The sequence below is a fragment of the Paenibacillus sp. BIHB 4019 genome, assembly GCF_002741035.1.
Lineage (GTDB): Bacteria > Bacillota > Bacilli > Paenibacillales > Paenibacillaceae > Pristimantibacillus.
The window spans coordinates 6,750,340-6,769,285 of the sequence record NZ_CP016808.1; the positions used below are offsets into that span (position 1 = coordinate 6,750,340).

Genomic DNA, 18,946 nt, shown 5'->3' on the forward strand with positions numbered 1-18,946 from the left:
ACCAGAATAGCGGAACCTCAGTCCTCTGAAAATCTGTCATTTGATTTATCCATATACAATTGAAAGCAGCTCAGACAGCTGCTGAATTTCAAAATCCGGTTTAACCGCGGTCGTATTGCTCTTCTGGTGCGGATTAAACCAGCACGTAGCAATGCCACTGTTGATGCCTCCCTGCATATCGGAGGTCAAGGAATCGCCGATAATGATAATTTTGGACGGGTCAGTAGCACCCAGCTTCGCAAACGCATAGTCAAAAATGCCTTTATGCGGCTTCTGATACCCCGTCTCCTCCGATACGATAATATGCTCAAAAAAAGGATTCAGCCCCGCTTTGCCAATACGCGACAGCTGCACCTCAAGAATGCCGTTCGTAATAACCGCCATTCGGCAATTCCCATGCAGACTGCTGCACAGCTCTACAGCACCTTCAATCAGAAAGCTGCCCTCGCCTAAATAGCCCAAATAGCAGGCGCTGAATTCATCTGGTGCGATGTGAGGATTATTTTCAGCAAAAAGCTGTCTAAAACGCTCCTGTTTCAGCCCCTCCAGCGTCACCTTGCCCTGCTCAAAATCCAGCCACAGCTGCTGGTTAATCATGCGATAGCGTTCTACGTAGTCGCTGCCTTCCAGAGTAATGGCATAGTCCCGGCAGGAGCTTGTGAAGGCATGGGCCTCCGCCTGCCCATAATCGAGCAGCGTATCGTCAATATCAAACAAAATAATGTCGTATTTCATATTCGCTTTGCTTATTTCCATCTGCATAAACACTCCTTCGGCTTGTTAGCGGGAGCCGCTGCGGGGAGCAGAAACATTTTTCTCCAGCGCATACAGCTCGTCTTCCATCGCTTGCATACGTTCGACAACCGTCTTTCTCGCATCCTGAATCGCCTGATTATACACATGCGGACCGAGCAGCGCAACCATATGGTCAAGCAGCTGTTCCGCTGCTATAGTACCGATTTCCTCCGAACGCTCCAGCTCAAAATAGTGCTGTACCTGCTCAATCAGCTGCTGCTTCTGCTCTCTTGGCATTTTTAGCTTCATCATCGCTTATATCTCCTCCAGCTCGCCGCGCATCATTAGAACGGCTTGTCCGCTCAATTGAACGCGATCCATAGTATTTTTCACCTTTACAAAACCGCCGCGAGCCGACGCTTGATAACCGACCAGCTCGTCCTTGCGCAGCCGCTTCGCCCAGTAAGGCGCCAGCGCGCAGTGCGCCGAACCTGTCACCGGGTCCTCCAGCACGCCCATATTCGGATAAAAAGCCCGCGATACAAAGTCGTATGCTGCCTGGCCTTCAGCCCGAGCCGTCACCACAACACCACGCCCATCCAGCAGGCGAAGCTGTGAAAAATCAGGCTTCAGTGCGCGCACGGTCTGCTCGCTGTCCACTTCAACGACATAATCCATACGATTGCGTCCCGTATATCGCGGAATGAGCCCAAGCCCCTCAATGAGCGCCTCGGGCGCTTTGGCCGGAGCTGGCGGCTCTGAAGGGAAGTTCATCGTCATTTCCGCTCCATCTTCCCCTAGCTCTACAGTCAGCACGCCGCTTCTCGTCCAAAAGGCTGCTGCCTGATTCGGACTTAGCCGCTCCGCCTTCCACAATACGAAAGCGGCAGCGAGCGTAGCATGCCCGCATAAATCGACCTCGCTCGCAGGCGTAAACCATCGCAGCTCATAACCGCCCTCGCGCGGGGCCACAAAAGCAGTCTCGGACAAATTCATCTCCGCCGCCACTTGTTGCATCCACCGTTCATCGCTCAGCGCCTCCAGCAAGCATACCGCTGCCGGATTGCCGCCAAATGCTTCGCTCGTAAACGCATCTACTATATAAATAGGCACCATGTACGTCCCAGTCCCCTTCCTGCTCGTGTTAATCACCAAATAAAAAGGAGGCGTCCCGCTGAGGACTCCTCTCCTATTATAACGCATCAAATATGTGCGGCACAGCTTGTTCTAATCGGCAAGCGGAATAAGAAGCTCAACCGCTTCCTCCTCCAAATGCTGCTCCTGAATATAAAAAACTTCAAGCGCGACAGCGCTCTGATGCTTCTCAAGCTCCTGCTCGTTCATCCAGGCGAATAGCTGCTCGTAGGCTTCTCCAATTCTCTTGTTCGTTGATGCAACCATCGCATAACGATGGGTTGGGATGGTGAACTGCACCATGCCAACCGGCACGTCCTCTGACGGCGGCATTTCGTAGCAGGCCCAATAAGTGGCAAATACCTCGTTGCCAAAATACGGGCTGTACAGCAGCGGCGCCTTCGACGTGGTATTCAGCTCATGCTTGCGGGCTAGAAATTCGCTTTGCAGGCGAATCGCCTCATCTGGAAAAGTAGAATACGGACCACAATAACTAATCCCTACTAAATGAAGCGTTGGCTTCGTAATAATTGAGCAGTTGTCCACGCGAATTCCCCCTTTTCATCGGTCAGAACAGTTGCGTTAGGATGAGCTTTCACCCGCCAATAGTGTAACATGATTGCCCTAGAGAGCGGTAGCCCTTTATCCCGAATGGTCAGCATGGCTCAGCTGCAGCACAGGCAGCAGCTCTATCCGCTCATGGGTATGCTCGTGCACCAGCCATCGCTCCTTCATATGGTCGATGAACAGCACGCCGTCCAAATGGTCCATTTCATGCTGCATGCAGCGGGCGAGAAAGCCTTCACCGTGAAAAATAACAGTTTCGCCCGCTCGGTTTAAGCTGCGCACCGCCACCTTCTCTGCTCGGCTCACCCGCCCATAGTAGCCTGGAAATGACAAGCAGCTCTCCGCTCCCGTCTGCTCGCCCTCCATCGAAATCATTTCAGGATTAATGAGCTCGATTAGTCCGTCCCCGCAATCCATAACAACAACTCTTCTTAAAATGCCGATCTGGGGAGCAGCTAATCCCGCCCGTCCTTCACTTTCATATAACGTATCTGCCATATCACCGAGCAGCTTTAGTATTCTCGCATCTACCGCTTCAACAGGGCGCGCTTTTTTTCGCAATATCGGGTCACCGAACGGCAAAATAGCTTTAATGGTCATTTGGTCAAGCTCCTTTCGTTTTGGCAGGCGGCGTATGCACCCATAGCACACTCGGCGAGCAATCCAGCGCCGTGCAAAGGGCATCCAGCGTATCCGCCTTCATTTGTTTGGGCTGCCCGGTGAGCAGCGCACTAATCGAAGGGGCGGACAGGCGATAGTCCGCTTTCTCCTCAAGCAGTCTCGCCAATGCCGCACCAGACCAAATGCCCCGCTCTGCCATGGCCTGCCGAAGCATCCACTCTAGCATATGATTCTCCTCCTTTTATAGGTATATAAATGTAGGCAACAGCTTATTTTATTAGGTATTGCCTAATATATCATAAAAGCAATCTGGCTGCAGCTGCTTTTTCATTTTCGTTTAAGCAAGCTAGTATATGATAGGCACGCTCCCCTACCTTCTATGAAAAGGCGTGTGAACCGCATGGGCATCGACGATTTGTTTTCCTCTTTCCCTTTTCTACATACGAAACGATTAACGCTGCGCCAAATGGCTGTACAGGACGCCGAGGATTTGCATGCTTTTTATTCTGATACGAAGGTGACACGGCATTTGGACTGGCTCGGGCCAGACTCCATCGAAGCCTCCAAAATGCTAATAGACTCCTGGAACGAAGCCTACGCAGAGCGCAAGCTCATTCCATGGGGCATTACGCTGCAAGACAGCTCCCCTATTTTGGGAACGGTAATGCTCATGCCGACAAGAGGGACGTTTGAGGAAGCTCCCCGTTATCCGCTCACACTAGGCTATGACCTGAATCCCGCTTATTGGAATCAGGGCATTATGTCCGAAGCGCTACAGGCTGTTATGCATTTCAATAATAAGCATATTCACGCACGCCGCATTCAAGCCGAGGTCCATCCTGAAAATGCTGCTTCGCTGAACGTGTTGAAAAAGCTTGGCTTTCAGCAGGAGGGCGTGCTGCGGCAGTATTTAATGCATGAGGCTACTAAAAATTTTCTCGACGTCATTGTTCTGGCCATGCTGTTTAGTTAATTTATCAATGAAAAAAAGCATTCGGTCGCAATAACCGAATGCTTGATAAATGATAAGAATAGGTTTAGAAATTGAAAACAAAATCATCGTCATTGAGCTGCTCGACGTGAATCGTCCGTACGTAGCCATTGCCTTTTTTGGAGAAGAAATCATGCTGCTTCGTGTGTGTGCTAATGCCGTTGAATACGATTGGATTGACCGGCTCATCCGGGAACACGCCGTCAAAGCCAAGATTCATTAGCGCCTTATTCGCATTGTAACGCACATAAGTTTTTACTTCTTCCTCCAGGCCAAGCGGCGAATATAGCGAGTCGGTATAAATAACCTCGTTCTCGTACAGATCGTTAAGCAATTGATCCAGCTCAGCCTTAAGCGAAGTTTGCTCCTCTGGCGTAAAGGTGTTAAACAGCTCCTGTGCCAGCACGCCAACGTACAAGCCATGGATGCTCTCGTCACGCAAAATAAGGTCGATAATTTCGCCGCTGCTCGTCATTTTGCCTTGACCTGCCAAATAAAGCGGATAGAAGAAGCCGCTGTAGAACAAGTAGCTTTCCAAAAATACGGAAGCTGCCATTGCTTTATACAGTTCTTGCTTCGTGCTAATGCCTTCATACCACGAGGAAATAAGCTCCGCTTTGCGCTGTAGTTGCTCGTTATTCTCCACCCATTGGAAAATCTCGTCGATCTCCTCAGTAGACGCAAGCGTTGTGAAAATGCTGCTGTATGATTTCGCATGAATTTGCTCCATCATCGACATAAAAGACAGCACTGCTTTGCGCTGCAAGCCATCCACATGCTCCAAAATCTTCGGCATGCCAATACCGCCCTGAATCGTATCCAGCAGCGTCAATCCGCCAAGCACGTTTTTATATAAGCTGCGCTCGGCATCGCTCATTTCCATCCAATCCATTTTATCGTCGGACAGAGGGATTTCTTCGTCCGTCCAGAATTGCATTACGTTCTGCTGCCAGAACGTCAGCGTAAAATCATCATCCGGGCGGTTCCAGTTAACTGCCTTCATTATTTATTAGGCTCCTTTTTAAAAGGCTGCGTGACGGCACCTAGAGCGGCCGCCCCGCAACCTTATCTTTTTGCGCAAATCTATTTTCTTTGTTAAACCGCGCAGCTTGTGCACTCTTCTACGGATAGACGTTTCGTTCTTGTGTAATAGAGCGACTTCAATCCTTTATGCGCTGCATAAATGTAGAAGCGGGCAAGCTCACGAGTAGTCACGTTGCTGTTGACATGCAGAACCGTCGAAATGCCTTGGTCCACATGCTGCTGAATTTCTGCAATCAGGTCAATAAGCTTGAACTGATCGATATTGTAAGCCGATTTGTAATAGAAGAAATTGTCCTGCGACAAAAACGGCATTGGATAATAAGTGGTCGAGTTCGCATACGTCCGCGTCTCGATATGCTCAACGATCGGCATAACGCTCGATGTCGCATTTTGAATGTACGAAATGCTTTGCGTTGGCGCGATAGCCAGACGGTAAGCGTGGTACAGGCCGTGCTGCTGTACTTTCGCCTTAAGGGCAGTCCAGTCCTCAGGGGATGGAATTTCCATGCCTTCGAACAAAGCTTTCACCGCAGCGCTGACCGGACGGAAATCCGTCTCTTCATAACGCGCGAAGTAAGTGCCCTTCGCATATTCGGAACGGTCAAAATCTTTGAACGTTTCGCCGCGTTCTTTGGCAATTTCCATACTTTGCTCCAGCGAATAGTAGTTCATCATCATGAAGAACGTGCTAGCGAACTCCTTCGCCTCATCGCTTTCGTAAGCAATGTGGTTTTTCGCCAAATAGCCGTTCAAGTTCATTGCGCCAAGGCCGACGGAATGAAGCTCTTCATTCGCTTTGCGCACGCCTGGAGCGTTGTCGATTTTCGAAAGGTCGCTGACTGTCGTAAGCGCCTCGATCCCCACATGAACCGATTCCTTGATCTTCTTAAGCTCCATGACGTTTACGATGTTCAGCGATGCCAAGTTGCAGCTAATATCGCGCTGAATCAGGTCATCCGTGCCGTAGTCGTTAATAACCGAAGTCTCCTGCAGCTGGAAAATTTCCGTGCACAGGTTCGACATCTTAACGCCGCCTACATCTTTAAGCGCATGAACGCGGTTCGCATTCGATTTGTTCATAATGTACGGATAGCCGGATTCCAACTGGATCGAAGCGATCTTGGTCATCATGTCGCGTGCGTTCATGACGATTTTCTTTTTCACTAAATCGTTCGCAAGCAGTTCCTCGTACATTTCATCCATGTCCATATCGTCCAAATATTTGCCATAAGCTTTGTGGACGGAATGTGGCCCGAAGACGTACAACGGCTTGTTTTGCGCAGCAAGCTCATAAAATTTGTTCGGTATAATGAGGCCGATCGACAGCGTTTTGATCCGCGTTTTCTCATCGGCGTTAATTTTTTTGCAATCCAGAAACTCAATAACGTCCCAGCCAAAAATATTATAATAGCCTGCGCCAGAACCTTTGCGCTGTCCCATTTGATCAGCATAGGAGAATGCATCCTCCATCAGCTTAAGGACAGGCATAATGCCTTTCGCCGCACCTTCGACGCCTTTGATTGGCTCGCCGCGTCCGCGCAGCTTCGAGAGGTTGACCGCTACGCCGCCGCCGATTTTGGACAGCTGCATGCACGTGCCAATAACATAGTTGATGGAATTGAGCGAATCGTCCATTTCCAGCAGGAAGCAGGATACCATCTCGCCGCGGCGGCTTTTGCCCGCATTAAGGAAGGTTGGCGTTGCCGGCTGCAGCCGCTGCTCAATCATCGCTTCAGCAATGCGCAGCGCTCTCGCTGCGTCGCCTTCGCCCAAATGAAGCGCAACAATCGCAACGCGGTCTGGATATTGCTCCAAATATTGCAGCTTGTCGTTCGTTTTCATGGCATAGTCTTTGTAGAATTTGGAAATTGCCATATACGACTGAAACTGGAAGCTGCTGTTTGCCGTTAAATCAAATACAGCCTCAACTTGCTCATATGTATAATGGTCAAAAACGTTATCGTAGTAGTCATTGCCGATCAAGTAGTCAAGCTTCTCCTGGAGCGAGGCGAACTTCACGCTCTTCTGCTCAACTTCCTCCATAAATGCTGCTACTGCCTCTTTATCCTTGTCCAACTGGTAAAAGCCGTCAGCTCCGCGCTGCATCAGCTCATTATTCAACTCAATATGCTTCAATGGTTCGCACCCTTTCAACAAAGTTTTCCGTATCGTATTTCGTTCCGGACAACTCAAATTTAGAAATAACAGGGACATTGTATAGCTCGGCAATCGTATCTGCGCTTTTGGCAAAGCCCGTTCCCCAATTGCGGTTGCCGCTGGCGGATACGCCGCGAAGATGTTTGCTGTTGCGCTTCAGGAACGACATGACCCGTTCTGGCACCTGTCCGAAACCTGTTGTATACGTGATGAGAACGAACGGCTCCTGGACCGCTTCCTGCTCTTCAATCGGCATAACGCGCATATTCAATTTGTTGATAAATCTTTTGACGTTGCCCGTCTTGGAATCATAGACAACCAGCATATATTTCTCTCTCCCCTACCGGATATCAGCAATAGAAAAGCGCTTCTGACCCTGAAAAAGCGTCAAATGCGCTAGTAGACTTAAAGTGTCGATTTCCGTGCTACACAACAAGATGTAGTTGCTGAATTTGATTCTACATCAATATATAGGTGGAGTCAAATGAAAAAATACGCCTATCTATGAGACCCGGTTTTAGGCCACTCGACTATTTTAACAGATACGGATATGATGTGGTAGAGTCATTTTTAATTGATACGGAGGTTAATATGAACGAAATTTTAACGCCTGAACAGCTCCGCGAGGCGGTGCATAAGCTATTTAAGGATGCCGGATATACGAATCCCGAACTGCTGGAAAGCATCGAATTATTAGCGGCAGAGAACGATCGCTTGAAGCAGGAAGTTAAAAAATGGCGGCTCGCTGCTGCACGTGGGACAGCCGCAGGCACTTCCATGAACAGCCGTTTGAAGGACGCGCTTCGAGAATGATTTTTAATAAAGTAATTCAAAAAGAATACATTCTTCACATTGCATCGCAGGGTAATCCTGCTAAAATGATACAGGCACACATGGACTCAAGGTGAAACGGCTATCGCCGTCCTTTGGCCGCGCTGTGCGTTTCAATCCGAGAAATATAAGCCTATTGATAAGTGCAAAACTTATACATTCTTATATTTCAAGTGTAAGGGAGAAATAGGCCATATGGATAGAGGTTGGATTACGGTCATTATTGGCCCAATGTTCTCGGAAAAATCCGGCGAGCTCATACGGCGCTGTCATAAATTGCTGCAATATGGCCGCAAAAAAGTAAGAGCGTATAAGCCTGCGGAAGATAACCGGTTCGGCAGCGAGGAAATTGTAAGCCGCATTGGCTACCGGCTGCCAGCCTTCAACATTCCGAAGGAGCTTACGCCCGAGATGGCAGAGCGCATATTGCAGGATACGAAGCAGGCCGACGTCGTCGCTTTCGACGAGGTGCAGTTTTTCTCCAAAACGATCATCCCTCTTGTAGAGGAGCTTGCCTATAACGGCAAACAGGTCATTGTAGACGGCCTTAACATGGATTACCGCGGCAAAGCCTTCGGCTATATCGGCGGGCTGCTGGCCATTGCAGACGAAATTGTAAAGCTGACTTCCTTCTGCGCAGTATGCGGCGATGCAAACGCAGCGTTCACGCAGCGCGTCATTAACGGCCAGCCAGCGACGCTGGGGCCGGTCATTTTAATCGGCGATACGGAGAGCTACGAGCCCCGCTGCCGCCATTGCTTCGTCCCTCCGCATAAAGCGGTGGAAGAAGCGAGCGAAGAGCATACAGACGCTGCTGCGAAGCTCTGATTGCAGCGCAACATACTGTAGCGAAAATGCGACAGCAACTCCCAGGGAACTGTAATATGAGCACAAAAAGGCTTGCACGGCCGCTCTGCTCCTGTTGAGCATGACGGCCGCGCAAGCCTTTTGGCGTTCCAGCAGAACGCCGCAATATCATTTTACCGCTGCAAAAAAAAGCCGCTCGGAGTGCTCGCCTTGGGGCTGCAGCTTGAAATCGGCAAAACGCTCGACCTTGCTGAATCCGGCTGCGTGCAATTGCTCCGCTATCCAGTCCGCCTCATAAGCCCGCTGCACATGCATTTCTTCAAAGCGGCGAAACCGCTCGCCGCCTTCATGCGCAAAAATCGTCAAATGATGCTCAATTTCGCAGCGCTCCTCATCCAGCTCGCATGTCCAAATGTAGGCCGCCCCGTCCTCGTCCAGCACGAATGGCTGCTCCTCCGCATAACGAATGAGCTGTGCTTTCGGATGCACATCGAACAGAAACACGCCGCCAAGGCGAAGCGCCGCATATACCGCCTCGAAAGCGGCGATTACATCCGCTTCCTCCGTCAAGTAATTGACGCAGTCGCAGAACGATATAACCGCGTCCACAGGCGCGCCCAGCTCCAATTCCCTCATATCCTGCTGCAGCCAGGTTGCTGAGCCTGCACGTGCGCCTTGGACGGCAGATAGCGCCTCATCCCATTTGCTGCGTGCCACAGTCAGCATATCCTCAGATAAATCGATGCCGTACACTTGCATGCCGGCCAAAGCAAGCGGTATCGCAATAGAGCCTGTCCCACAGCCAAGATCGGCAATAACAGAAGGCTTGCCATAACGCTCCCAGCATTGTTCTGTGAACCACAGCCAATCCTCGTAAGGCATGTCGCTCATAAGCTCATCGTATACCGCAGCGAACTCGCCATATGACTCCACCTAGAAAGCCCTCCTTAATCCTCTGATGAGCCTTCGGAAGCAGAAGCTTCGCCATCGTTCGACTTGGCAGCATCGCCCGCTGCGCCATTGTCTCCTGTCGCTTCCACTAGATAGGTCCAGTTGCCCTTCTGGGTAATCAGACGCTCGCGCATCAACTTGCCGATTGCACGCTTAAATGCCGATTTGCTAATGCCGAATTTTTGCTTAATAATGCCTGCTTCCGTCTCATCGGAATAAGGCATGCCGCCGCCCGGACGCTCCTTCAAAAAGGCAAGCAGGCGATCGGCGTCTTCAAGGCGGCCCACTTCCTTCTGCTGGCCCATCGACAAATTCACCCGTCCATCCTCGCGGATAAAAGTAATCCGGGCCGAGACACGCTCGCCAAGCCGAAGCGGACGCAAGCGGTCCGGTGCCGGAATAAGACCGTAGGCGCCGAAGCCGACAACACCGCCATCAATTAGGACAAACGACCCCATTTGCAGCGATTTCGTTACCCAGCCTTCGATCCACTGGTTGCGCCAGGAATCTGGTGCCGCAAATACGAGCGGCCCAAGCTCATCCTCGCCCGCAAGCCGGGCAATAAGCCTGCCGCTTTTGTCATGGCCCAGCACAATGTGAACCTCATCGCCCGGCAGCGGGCGATAATCGATATTTTCCGGCAGCTCCGAAAGCGGCAGCAGCAGCTGGCGGCCAAGACCGATTTCAAGGAAGCAGCCCAGCCGCGGATGGACATCGGCCACCTTAAGCCGGGCCATCTCGCCGAGCTTCACCAGCGGACGCTTCATCGTCGCCGCCAGCCGATCCTCGGTATCAAAAAATATGAATACTTCAACCTCATTGTTAACTTTAGGCTTGCTGCCGACCAGCTCCGTATAATGCATCAGCACCTCGGATTCGCCATCGGTCAAAAAATAGCCGTAGGGCGACACTTCGCGTGCCACCCTTAGCGTTATTGTCGTACCGGCAATCAAGCTCATGCGAACTCCACAACTTTGGCGTCAGACCACAGCTTTTCAATGTTATAATACTCACGCTCATCGCGGTGGAATACGTGAACAACAACATCGCCAAGGTCAATCAGCACCCAGCGTGCGGAATCCATCCCTTCAATGCCGCGTACGCGAACGCCGCGCAGCTCAGCCGATTTGCGGATTTCCGTCACAATCGCCTGTACCTGTGTATCCGAATTACCCGAGCAGATTACGAAATAATCCGCTACCAGGGAAATTTCCTGCAAATTCAAAGCTACAATACGCATAGCCTTCTTATCTTCCGCTGCAGCAACCGTTGCTTGCAGAAGCTCCTCCGAATGTACCGTCATAACTCAGCCTCCTGTTTTTAACTCTTCTATTAAACCATTACGTGCTTCTATTGTCAGTGGAAAAATGGCCTTGCCTTTTTTGAGCAGCAGCAGGATGGTCGAATCAAACCCCGCAAGCAGCGCTTGCTCCAAGCTATCCTTGCTCAGCCTGCGAATGTCGTCAACACCGGGAAAATCGCGCCCAGGCTCCATATAGTCCGCGAGGCATACGACCTTGTCCAGCCGCGTCATCGCAAGGCGTCCCGAAGTATGGAAGCGAATGGCATCCAGCACCAGCGTATCTGTCACGCCATATTCATGCTCCGCCACCCAGGCGCCCACTTCGGCATGCCATAAATTTTTATCCTGGTCAAGCAATTCAGGCGCAAGCTGCTGATCGCGCAGCACCTTCTCCATGCGGTCGACCGGCCAATATTTCGCCACATCATGCAAAATCGCCGCCAGCTCAGCCTGTTCCGGGCTTTCCCCGAACCTTACCGCCAGCTGAACCGCCGTTGCCATCACGCCTTCGGTATGCTTCCAGCGTTTCTCGGGCATTTGCGCTTTCACCGACTCAATCATTTGATCGCGCTCCATAAAGGCCCCTCCCCGTAATAAAATGAAACACAGCTTCCGGTACGAGATAGCGGAAGCTGCCGCCAGCTTGAATCGCTTCGCGAATCGCCGTAGATGAAATGCCGATTGGCGGCATATTGATATATGTCAGCCGCTGCTGCAAGTAGTCCGGCAGCTCGCCGGCTTCCGATTCCGTGCCTTCCCGATTAAGCCCGATGAAAGCAACCCGCTCCGCCAGCTCCTCAATCCGGTGCCACCCGGACAAATCATTGATCCGGTCCGTTCCAATAATATAGGAGAAGGAATCATGCGGATGCAGCTGCCTCAGCTCTAGAACCGTATCAATCGAATAGCTGAGCCCGCCTCTTGCAAGCTCTATATCCATTGCCCGAAAATGCGGATTGCCTTTAATAGCTTCCTGCACCATCTGCAGCCGCAGCTCGCTGTGCTCGCCAGGCTCATGGCTTTTAAGCGGAGGCAAAAACGAGGGAATAAACCACACCTCATCCAGCCCGCAGCTTGTGCGCGCTGTTTCTGCGGCAATGAGATGTCCGAGATGGATCGGGTCGAACGTTCCGCCCATAATGCCGATTTTACGCATAGCCGCAGTCCTCCTTATCTGTAAACTTCACAGGCACTCATTTCCTCGCAAGCCTTTAGCGTCCCGCTTTGACAGCTGGCAATTCGATTTTGCGGTTTTTCTCTTCCGATGCGCGTTTGTAAAGCACAATCGTTTTGCCGATAACCTGTACCAGCTCGGCTTTAGCTGCTGCTGCTACTTCAACTCCGATTTCCTTCGGATCATCCATGCAGTTGTTCAGCACAGACAGCTTGATCAGCTCGCGAAGCTCAATCGACTCATTAATATGACGTACAAGATGGTCATTCGTTCCACCTTTGCCGACTTGAAAAATCGGCTGTAAATGATGCGCCATCGCGCGCAAATAACGTTTTTGTTTCCCTGTAAGCATCGCTCTATGTTCCTTCTTTCAAATAGTAATAAGAAAAATGCTGCTAGCCCTGAAGAGCAGCGAGTACCGTCTCGCGCATCGCTTGAACAGGCGCAGGCTGCCCTGTCCAATATTCGAAAGCATATGCGCCTTGATAAATAAACATGCCCAGGCCGCCATGCGTCCGGCAGCCATGAAGCGCAGCTTCCTGCAAAAACTTCGTTTGCAGCGGATTGTATATTAAATCGCTGGCCACACAGCCCGCTTTCAGCCATGAAGCATCAAGCGGACTTTCGTCCACATTCGGATACATGCCTAGAGAGGTCGTATTGATTACGACATCCGCGTCCGCGCATACCGTGCGCAGCTCATCATTCGTGACAGCTGCAATGTCGGCACGGTGGCGCAGTGCTGCTGCAAGCTCCTCAGCCTTGCCGAGTGAGCGGTTAGCGATTGTGATGCGCTCCGGCTGCTCGCCTGTGAGCGCATAAACAATGCCGCGCGCAGCTCCGCCTGCTCCGATCACGACGATCTTCTTCCCGGCAAGCTCCGGCTCCGCCTCTTCCTTAAGGGAACGGACGTAGCCGATGCCGTCAGTATTGTAGCCAATCAGGCGACCGTTATCATTGACAATGGTATTCATCGCCCCTACCGCTCGCGCGCTTTCGTCGATTTCATCCATTTCCTTCATCATATCCAATTTATGAGGAATCGTCACATTCACTCCCCGAATGCCCATCGCCCGAACGCCGCTAACGAAAGAGGACAGCTCGCCTGCCGTAATGTGGAAAGCCAAATAAACGCCGTTAATGCCCGTTTCCTGAAAAGCGCGATTCAGCATAATGGGTGACTTGGAATGATGAATGGGGTCACCAATTACACCGTAAAGCACCGTATGGCTGTCTATGCGCTGCATAGCTTTATGGATTTCTCCCGCACTCATTTCTGCCAATATCCCCTCTCAGCTGCTGTGAAGTGTAAAACGCAATGATGAGCTTTCCCCATCATGGCCGTTAAATCAATGAATCCCTAAGCAGCACCTTGATGCCTTTCGGAGCATATAGATCGAGCAAGGCGCCAGCCTCGCCGTTCACCTGAATCCAGCCTAGGCCAGAGATGAATACATCCTTCTTCGCTCCCCGAGGCACGCGCAGCGAGTGGCGCGTCCATGCCGGCATCTCCGCTAGCTCTTCGCGAGATGGCCCGCCGAGCAGCTCGCCCTGATGATCCTCATAAAGCGCATCCGCGCGCTCCATCTTCGTCCGGTGCACATTGAGGGCATTAGAAATGTACAGCGTAAACGATTGGCGCTCGCCCTCTACAAAATCAAACCGGACTAAGCTGCCGATAAACAGCGTCTGCTGGTCATTGAGCTGATACACAAGCGGCTTGATCGGCTTGTCCGGCAGCAGCGACTGCAGAAATCCGCGCGGCACAATTTCCGTCATCCGCGTCGGATAGACGATGCCGGGCGTATCGATTATGAACTTGTCATCATCCAGCGGAATGTGAACCGCATCCAGCGTCGTTCCCGGATAGCGGGACGTCGTCAGCTCGCGCTCCAAATCGCTGTAATCTTTAATCAGGCGATTAATGAGTGTAGATTTGCCAACGTTGGTGGCGCCGACCACATACACATCGCGCCCTTTACGGTGACGATCAAGCGCCTCAATGACATGCTCGAAACCGATGTTGCGCTTCGCGCTGCACAGCACGATATCCAGCGTCCGCAGCCCTTCGCTCTTCGCCTGCTGCTGCACCCAGTTGCGCAGCCGGTTCAGGTTCATTGATTTGGGCAGCAAATCGACTTTGTTGACGACGAGCAGTACGGGATTGTTGCCTACAAAGCGCTGCAAGCCCGAAATCAAACTGCCCTCAAAATCATATAAATCGACAATATGCACAACGAGGCTGTCGGTTGTTGCCACACTGCTAAGCAGCTTCAGAAACTCATTTTGATCCACCGTCACCGACGATGCTTCATTGTAATTGCGAATACGGAAACAACGCTGGCATATGGCCGGCTCCCTTACTACTGCCTGCTCTGGCACAAAGCCAGGAAGCTCTGCATTTTCCGTTTGCAGTTTTACGCCACAGCCCGCACAAGACTGTGCGGCCAGACTAAGCTGCTCTTCCTTCACTTCTTCTCCCCCTCATTCCACAACCCGCTTTTGCCAAGGCTCGATTTCGCGATACGCTCAATTCGGCGGTTGACCCGGGTCATGATTCCTTCATCAGCAGGAGCAATTGGCGCTACAAGAATCGTATATAATCCCATTCGATTGCCGCCCAGCACATCCGTCAGCATCTGATCGCCAATGACTACCGTCTCTTCCGCTTTCAGCTCCAATACCTTTAGCCCTTTGCGAAACGACGTATTAGCCGGCTTGCGCGCAGCATGAATAAACGGAATGTTCAAAGGCATTGCAAATTTGGACACTCTGGTTACATTATTATTCGATACGATAACGACTTTAAAGCCGCGCTCACGGACATCGTCCAGCCATTTGACCAGTTCGGGCGTTGCAAGCGGCACCCGCGCTCCCACAAGCGTATTATCCAGATCCGTAATAATGCCGCGAATTCCCTTCTTATGCAGCTCATCTAATTGAATATCATAAACCGTATCCACACGCATATGTGGCAACAGTTTCTTGAACATAAGCGTTAAACCCCTTTGCTTTTCTCCTGCTATCTTACGAAACTATAACATAAAAAACGATTTTGTTGCAAAAAAATACCGCCGTCCATTGTTTGGACAGCGGCAGGCTGATTTTTTCCTTCTATATATAGTCGGATAAAAGCTATTCATTATAATAGCGAAATAACATGCTTAACTTTGTTCACAAATTGCTCAGCCTCTTCTGGCGTCGCCTCGGCTCCACTATATTTGGCTCGTTCAAAATCGTTCAGCACCTGAGTCAGCTCGCTGTGAATATCTGTGCGATGCTGGGCAAACCGCTGCACCGCTTCCCGCAGCGTCTCATGCTCTGAGCGCTTTAGCCCCTTTCTCCGGCACACTCGGAGCAGGCGCTCCGTTTCCCATACGATCCGCTCATTCGCTGTATAGGAGCGGAACCGGAAGCGAAGCCATGCCGCCTTCAGCTCTTGACGGCGTACAATCAAGCTAACCGCGAGCAATAATGCAAGCAGGGAAATGCCAACTATATAAAAGCCTTTGTACGAAACGTCGGTTTTCTCGGCAGCTGCCGCCTTCACTGCCTCGTCTGTGTCCTCTTCTACTTCCGGTGTAGGAGCCGCTGCATCCTCTCCGGCAATCGTATAAGGGAATGAAAATCCTGCTGTCGGCTCAAAGGAAACCCAGCCATAACCTTCAAAATAAATTTCCACCCAAGAGTGGGCATCGGAATTGCGCACGGTATACGTGCCTTCCCCTTGCAAGAACGTATCGATATCAAAGCGATCCGCTGCATCAACACCGAGGGCAGGCAATGCGCCTGGCGCAAACCCCTTCACCCAGCGGGTAGGCAGGTCAACGGAACGGGCCAGCACCGCCATAGCTGTAGAAAAATAATCGCAATAGCCTTCCTGAATTTCAAACAGAAACTGGGCGACAAAATCATCGGACTCTCCCGTCAGCTTGCCCAGATCAGGCTCATTCGTATAAACAAAATTCAAACGCAAATACAATTCCAGCATTTTTGCCCGATCATAGTCATTGGTCGCAGTTTTGGTCAGTTCCTCAGCAAGCTGCTTGACCTCGCCTGGCAAATTATCGGGCAGCTGTGTATAATGGTCATTTTCATTCGAGCTGTACAAGCGCGCATGCGTACTGCGGAGCTTCGCTTCATCCAGCACGGGAACGGTGGACACGACGGAGTATGATTCCGGATAGGGCTGCCTTCCCCTTCCTTGCAAAGGAAAACGCAGCTCCTGGTCATCAGGTGCCCAGGTGAGCCGGTAGGATAAATTCGCTTCCGGGTCATTAATCCAGTGAATGCGATTAATCGGAGCGGCAGCAAATAAAACGGGATACTGGTCCTTCCGAATCATCGTCACCGTCTGCTCCACTTCAATCGTGTCTGCCAGCTTGCGATCATATGGCAGGGAAAGCTCCTGCTCCTTTTTCAGCTGATTGACGTTGTTCGGCTCCGTTCCTTCATCGAGCTCCAGCCAGCCGCTGCCGGTATAAAACGATTTCGTCTCCCCTCTCCAGTAGCTCCGATGGGAGCTTGCAACCGTCATGACTGGCGAATAATCGAAGTTAAAGCCGCCGCCAAGCTGGTCGTCATCACGCCCATAGCCGGAGCTTGTGTCCAGCGTTACACCACCCGCGTCCGAGCCTTTTTCACCTAAAAAAACATTGACCTTCTCACCCTTCGATTCTTTCCAAATCGTATACGGGTCACGAAGCACAGGCGAAATCGATGGCATGAACAGGCCTGCCGCCATCAGCAGCGCAAGCACCGCCGCAATAGGCATAAATAATTGCAGAGGATAATGCAGCAGCTCCTTCCAGCTTCCTGGATGGTGACGCTGAAATTGGTGCAAATGCCCCGCTGCCAGCCATATGAGCCCTAGCAATACGACCCACGCCACATTGTCCCACAGCCAGATCGGCGTGAATGAATCGGCAACTGTCAAAATGAGCAAATTCGCCCCAATAAATCCGAATAGCCGAACGCGCGACGTCGTCCAGGCACTGAACAGCAAATACGTGGCAAGCATAGCCAAGCTAAACCAAATATACGGGTTGAACTGGACCAGCATACTCCATATCATAGCGCCGAATTTCCGCAAGCCTTCCTCTGAGCCGGTTAAGCTGGGAGATGCGCCTACTACTAGCCATGTTGAAACTACGACAAGCAGCAATTGGAGCGGCAGCCGCAGCCTGCGCCTCATCCCAGGAAGCAAGACGTCAACTGCCCCCGCAAGCAGCAGCGCCATATAAATGGAGGTAAATGTAGCTTGCCACCAATAGTTTTCAAAAACCGCAATCGCATTAAGCAGCGAAAAAATAATAATGATACGCGATATTCGGCTGTACCACTCAAACGCGGCATATTCTTTCAATCTTTTTAATGTGTTTTTCATGCTCCGCCGCCTCCTTCAAGCACAGCCGGCAGCTCAGGCAACTGCGTAAGCGTAAATACCGGCCAGCCCCGGGAGCGCAGCAGCTTCTGCCAGTCCTGATTCGTCGCGGCGGCCCGCCCGTCCACATTCGCAATATGGAGCAGGCAAGGCTGCAGCCCTTTGCGTGCGAGCCATTCCAGGCTGGCGCTCGCCTCCTTGCCCGAAGCTGTAGAAATAACTAGCGCGATTGAGCCCGAATCAAGCAGCGACTCCGATGCAAGCAGCGTCTGATATAAAGGCTGCTCCGCATCGGCATTTACCGCCGTTAAATGCTGCATAATCGCCCCCCGTTGCTCGGCCCCCGCCTTGGGAGGGAAGATGGCCCGCTGCGATCCGGCCGACAGCAGCCCCATAGCCGTCTCTCCTCGCCCGCTGCTCTCAATGAGCGAAGCGGCCGCTGATACCGCGAGTTCAAAGCGGTCTGCCTGCGCCCCGCTGTATGCCTTGGCATCGCGATCGATAATAATAAGCGTCCGGGGCAGCGACTCCCGTTCAAATTCCTTGGACTTCCAATGTCCCGTGCGCGCCGTCGCATGCCAGTGAATCCGCGACAAGCGGTCGCCAGGCACATATTCGCGCACGCCATTGATTTGCGTCGTCTCCTTCGCCGAGCGTGAAGCAATAGCGTGCGAGTATGGCCCGCGCGCGCCAAGCTGCAAACCGCGCTGCTGGCGAAGGGGGACGATTTGAGGCATGACGCTGAACACCGACTCCTCGGTAAAGCTGCCCGAATGCTCAAACAGCCCAAACACATCATGGGAGGAGCAGGCGGTAGCCCCGAAGCGATATTCACCCCGCTGCAGCGGAGGTGTCGTATACAGCACTTCGCCGGAACGCTTCAAATTCGGCACAAAGGACGATTCGAATTGCAGCGCTTGTCCATTGTTGCGCAGCAATTGATCGCGGACAAGCACAAACGGGATCGGATAATACCCGGGCACCTTCACCGAAAGCTTGACCGTTAGCGAGCTCCCGGCCGCCAGCGCATAATCGCCATCCGATTTGCGCAAGCTTCGGCTGCCGCTTACTTTGCTAATGCCGCTAAAGCGCCCCAGCAGCAAATAAAGCAGCAGCGCATTCATAATGACGAACAGCATGACGGCCGTTTTGCCGCCTTGAAATAATAAATAAAGCAGCGCTCCTCCGTACAGAAACGCGCTAATGAGCAGTCGTCTGCCTTGCAAGCTGAGCGTCAGCATTTCCATA

At 51.7% G+C, this 18,946-nt stretch carries 23 protein-coding genes; 3 read left to right on the forward strand and 20 right to left on the reverse strand.

Features of this window, described 5'->3' with window-relative positions:
* Positions 1 to 45 precede the first annotated feature (45 nt).
* The 6 genes from BBD42_RS29320 to BBD42_RS29345 form a co-directional block, all read right to left on the reverse strand.
* The gene (locus BBD42_RS29320; protein WP_099521868.1) at positions 46 to 735 is read right to left on the reverse strand and encodes a YjjG family noncanonical pyrimidine nucleotidase; all 690 of its coding nucleotides are present in this window, start codon (positions 733 to 735) and stop codon (positions 46 to 48) included.
* Positions 736 to 780: 45 nt separating this feature from the next.
* On the reverse strand, positions 781 to 1,047 hold the full coding sequence (locus BBD42_RS29325) for a DUF2164 domain-containing protein (protein ID WP_099521025.1): 267 nt from the start codon (positions 1,045 to 1,047) through the stop codon (positions 781 to 783).
* Positions 1,048 to 1,050: 3 nt separating this feature from the next.
* Positions 1,051 to 1,851: a PhzF family phenazine biosynthesis protein gene (locus BBD42_RS29330; protein WP_099521026.1), complete on the reverse strand. Its 801-nt coding sequence runs from the start codon at positions 1,849 to 1,851 to the stop codon at positions 1,051 to 1,053.
* A gap of 111 nt (positions 1,852 to 1,962) precedes the next feature.
* Positions 1,963 to 2,415, reverse strand: a complete 453-nt coding sequence (locus tag BBD42_RS29335; RefSeq protein ID WP_099521027.1) for a GyrI-like domain-containing protein — start codon at positions 2,413 to 2,415, stop codon at positions 1,963 to 1,965.
* A gap of 96 nt (positions 2,416 to 2,511) precedes the next feature.
* Entirely contained in the window at positions 2,512 to 3,036 is a 525-nt protein-coding gene (gene def / locus BBD42_RS29340; RefSeq protein WP_099521028.1) for a peptide deformylase, read from the reverse strand.
* A gap of 4 nt (positions 3,037 to 3,040) precedes the next feature.
* Complete coding sequence (locus BBD42_RS29345) at positions 3,041 to 3,283, reverse strand: helix-turn-helix domain-containing protein (RefSeq protein WP_099521029.1); 243 nt, start codon at positions 3,281 to 3,283, stop codon at positions 3,041 to 3,043.
* A gap of 174 nt (positions 3,284 to 3,457) precedes the next feature.
* Here BBD42_RS29345 and BBD42_RS29350 point away from each other — a divergent pair, with 174 nt between their 5' ends.
* Positions 3,458 to 4,030, forward strand: coding sequence for a GNAT family N-acetyltransferase (locus tag BBD42_RS29350; protein ID WP_172455669.1), 573 nt, complete (start codon positions 3,458 to 3,460; stop codon positions 4,028 to 4,030).
* 64 nt (positions 4,031 to 4,094) lie between these two features.
* Here the strand turns inward: BBD42_RS29350 and nrdF are convergent, their stop codons facing one another.
* The 3 genes from nrdF to nrdI all read right to left on the reverse strand — a co-directional run bounded on the left by nrdF (position 4,095) and on the right by nrdI (position 7,574).
* Positions 4,095 to 5,051: a class 1b ribonucleoside-diphosphate reductase subunit beta gene (nrdF, locus tag BBD42_RS29355; protein WP_099521031.1), complete on the reverse strand. Its 957-nt coding sequence runs from the start codon at positions 5,049 to 5,051 to the stop codon at positions 4,095 to 4,097.
* Positions 5,052 to 5,143: 92 nt separating this feature from the next.
* On the reverse strand, positions 5,144 to 7,228 hold the full coding sequence (gene nrdE / locus BBD42_RS29360) for a class 1b ribonucleoside-diphosphate reductase subunit alpha (RefSeq protein WP_099521032.1): 2,085 nt from the start codon (positions 7,226 to 7,228) through the stop codon (positions 5,144 to 5,146).
* Complete coding sequence (gene nrdI, locus BBD42_RS29365; RefSeq protein ID WP_056041929.1) at positions 7,215 to 7,574, reverse strand: class Ib ribonucleoside-diphosphate reductase assembly flavoprotein NrdI; 360 nt, start codon at positions 7,572 to 7,574, stop codon at positions 7,215 to 7,217. The genes nrdE and nrdI overlap by 14 nt, the downstream gene beginning before the upstream one ends.
* Positions 7,575 to 7,840: 266 nt before the next feature.
* On the opposite strand from nrdI, the gene BBD42_RS29370 reads away from it, so the two are divergent.
* Positions 7,841 to 8,062 (forward strand): hypothetical protein, encoded by a 222-nt coding sequence (locus tag BBD42_RS29370; RefSeq protein ID WP_099521033.1) that lies wholly within the window; start codon positions 7,841 to 7,843, stop codon positions 8,060 to 8,062.
* 213 nt (positions 8,063 to 8,275) lie between these two features.
* Positions 8,276 to 8,908, forward strand: a complete 633-nt coding sequence (locus BBD42_RS29375) for a thymidine kinase (protein ID WP_099521034.1) — start codon at positions 8,276 to 8,278, stop codon at positions 8,906 to 8,908.
* Positions 8,909 to 9,055: 147 nt separating this feature from the next.
* On the opposite strand, the gene BBD42_RS29380 is transcribed toward BBD42_RS29375, so the two are convergent.
* The 11 genes from BBD42_RS29380 to BBD42_RS29430 form a co-directional block, all read right to left on the reverse strand.
* Complete coding sequence (locus BBD42_RS29380; protein ID WP_099521035.1) at positions 9,056 to 9,820, reverse strand: class I SAM-dependent DNA methyltransferase; 765 nt, start codon at positions 9,818 to 9,820, stop codon at positions 9,056 to 9,058.
* A gap of 14 nt (positions 9,821 to 9,834) precedes the next feature.
* Entirely contained in the window at positions 9,835 to 10,797 is a 963-nt protein-coding gene (locus tag BBD42_RS29385) for a CvfB family protein (protein ID WP_056041938.1), read from the reverse strand.
* On the reverse strand, positions 10,794 to 11,141 hold the full coding sequence (gene rsfS / locus BBD42_RS29390; RefSeq protein ID WP_056041940.1) for a ribosome silencing factor: 348 nt from the start codon (positions 11,139 to 11,141) through the stop codon (positions 10,794 to 10,796). The genes BBD42_RS29385 and rsfS overlap by 4 nt, the downstream gene beginning before the upstream one ends.
* A gap of 3 nt (positions 11,142 to 11,144) precedes the next feature.
* Positions 11,145 to 11,717, reverse strand: coding sequence for a bis(5'-nucleosyl)-tetraphosphatase (symmetrical) YqeK (gene yqeK / locus BBD42_RS29395; RefSeq protein ID WP_099521036.1), 573 nt, complete (start codon positions 11,715 to 11,717; stop codon positions 11,145 to 11,147).
* A complete protein-coding gene (gene nadD, locus BBD42_RS29400; RefSeq protein WP_099521037.1) occupies positions 11,695 to 12,297 on the reverse strand; it encodes a nicotinate-nucleotide adenylyltransferase in 603 nt (200 codons plus the stop codon). The genes yqeK and nadD overlap by 23 nt, the downstream gene beginning before the upstream one ends.
* A 55-nt stretch (positions 12,298 to 12,352) precedes the next feature.
* Positions 12,353 to 12,667, reverse strand: coding sequence for a ribosome assembly RNA-binding protein YhbY (gene yhbY, locus BBD42_RS29405; protein ID WP_099521038.1), 315 nt, complete (start codon positions 12,665 to 12,667; stop codon positions 12,353 to 12,355).
* A gap of 43 nt (positions 12,668 to 12,710) precedes the next feature.
* On the reverse strand, positions 12,711 to 13,589 hold the full coding sequence (aroE, locus tag BBD42_RS29410; protein ID WP_237163275.1) for a shikimate dehydrogenase: 879 nt from the start codon (positions 13,587 to 13,589) through the stop codon (positions 12,711 to 12,713).
* Between the two features lie 70 nt (positions 13,590 to 13,659).
* Positions 13,660 to 14,787 carry a ribosome biogenesis GTPase YqeH gene (gene yqeH / locus BBD42_RS29415; protein WP_046229654.1) on the reverse strand — a complete coding sequence of 376 codons (1,128 nt, stop codon included), beginning with the start codon at positions 14,785 to 14,787 and terminating at the stop codon, positions 13,660 to 13,662.
* The gene (locus BBD42_RS29420; protein WP_099521039.1) at positions 14,784 to 15,308 is read right to left on the reverse strand and encodes a YqeG family HAD IIIA-type phosphatase; all 525 of its coding nucleotides are present in this window, start codon (positions 15,306 to 15,308) and stop codon (positions 14,784 to 14,786) included. Before BBD42_RS29420 ends, yqeH begins: the two co-directional genes overlap by 4 nt.
* 149 nt (positions 15,309 to 15,457) lie before the next feature.
* Complete coding sequence (locus tag BBD42_RS29425; RefSeq protein ID WP_099521040.1) at positions 15,458 to 17,701, reverse strand: DUF4129 domain-containing transglutaminase family protein; 2,244 nt, start codon at positions 17,699 to 17,701, stop codon at positions 15,458 to 15,460.
* Positions 17,698 to 18,945 carry a DUF58 domain-containing protein gene (locus tag BBD42_RS29430; protein ID WP_099521041.1) on the reverse strand — a complete coding sequence of 416 codons (1,248 nt, stop codon included), beginning with the start codon at positions 18,943 to 18,945 and terminating at the stop codon, positions 17,698 to 17,700. The genes BBD42_RS29425 and BBD42_RS29430 overlap by 4 nt, the downstream gene beginning before the upstream one ends.
* Position 18,946 lies beyond the last annotated feature (1 nt).

Bases quoted from the DNA above. Each gene is read 5' to 3' on its own strand.
- BBD42_RS29320 (WP_099521868.1), bottom strand. From the start codon at position 735: ATGAAATACGACATTATTTTGTTTGATATTGACGATACGCTGCTCGAT.
- BBD42_RS29325 (WP_099521025.1), bottom strand. From the start codon at position 1,047: ATGATGAAGCTAAAAATGCCAAGAGAGCAGAAGCAGCAGCTGATTGAG.
- BBD42_RS29330 (WP_099521026.1), bottom strand. From the start codon at position 1,851: ATGGTGCCTATTTATATAGTAGATGCGTTTACGAGCGAAGCATTTGGC.
- def (WP_099521028.1), bottom strand. From the start codon at position 3,036: ATGACCATTAAAGCTATTTTGCCGTTCGGTGACCCGATATTGCGAAAA.
- BBD42_RS29345 (WP_099521029.1), bottom strand. From the start codon at position 3,283: ATGCTAGAGTGGATGCTTCGGCAGGCCATGGCAGAGCGGGGCATTTGG.
- BBD42_RS29350 (WP_172455669.1), top strand. From the start codon at position 3,458: ATGGGCATCGACGATTTGTTTTCCTCTTTCCCTTTTCTACATACGAAA.
- nrdF (WP_099521031.1), bottom strand. From the start codon at position 5,051: ATGAAGGCAGTTAACTGGAACCGCCCGGATGATGATTTTACGCTGACG.
- nrdI (WP_056041929.1), bottom strand. From the start codon at position 7,574: ATGCTGGTTGTCTATGATTCCAAGACGGGCAACGTCAAAAGATTTATC.
- BBD42_RS29370 (WP_099521033.1), top strand. From the start codon at position 7,841: ATGAACGAAATTTTAACGCCTGAACAGCTCCGCGAGGCGGTGCATAAG.
- BBD42_RS29375 (WP_099521034.1), top strand. From the start codon at position 8,276: ATGGATAGAGGTTGGATTACGGTCATTATTGGCCCAATGTTCTCGGAA.
- BBD42_RS29385 (WP_056041938.1), bottom strand. From the start codon at position 10,797: ATGAGCTTGATTGCCGGTACGACAATAACGCTAAGGGTGGCACGCGAA.
- rsfS (WP_056041940.1), bottom strand. From the start codon at position 11,141: ATGACGGTACATTCGGAGGAGCTTCTGCAAGCAACGGTTGCTGCAGCG.
- yqeK (WP_099521036.1), bottom strand. From the start codon at position 11,717: ATGGAGCGCGATCAAATGATTGAGTCGGTGAAAGCGCAAATGCCCGAG.
- nadD (WP_099521037.1), bottom strand. From the start codon at position 12,297: ATGCGTAAAATCGGCATTATGGGCGGAACGTTCGACCCGATCCATCTC.
- yhbY (WP_099521038.1), bottom strand. From the start codon at position 12,667: ATGCTTACAGGGAAACAAAAACGTTATTTGCGCGCGATGGCGCATCAT.
- aroE (WP_237163275.1), bottom strand. From the start codon at position 13,589: ATGAGTGCGGGAGAAATCCATAAAGCTATGCAGCGCATAGACAGCCAT.
- BBD42_RS29420 (WP_099521039.1), bottom strand. From the start codon at position 15,308: ATGTTCAAGAAACTGTTGCCACATATGCGTGTGGATACGGTTTATGAT.
- BBD42_RS29425 (WP_099521040.1), bottom strand. From the start codon at position 17,701: ATGAAAAACACATTAAAAAGATTGAAAGAATATGCCGCGTTTGAGTGG.
- BBD42_RS29430 (WP_099521041.1), bottom strand. From the start codon at position 18,945: ATGGAAATGCTGACGCTCAGCTTGCAAGGCAGACGACTGCTCATTAGC.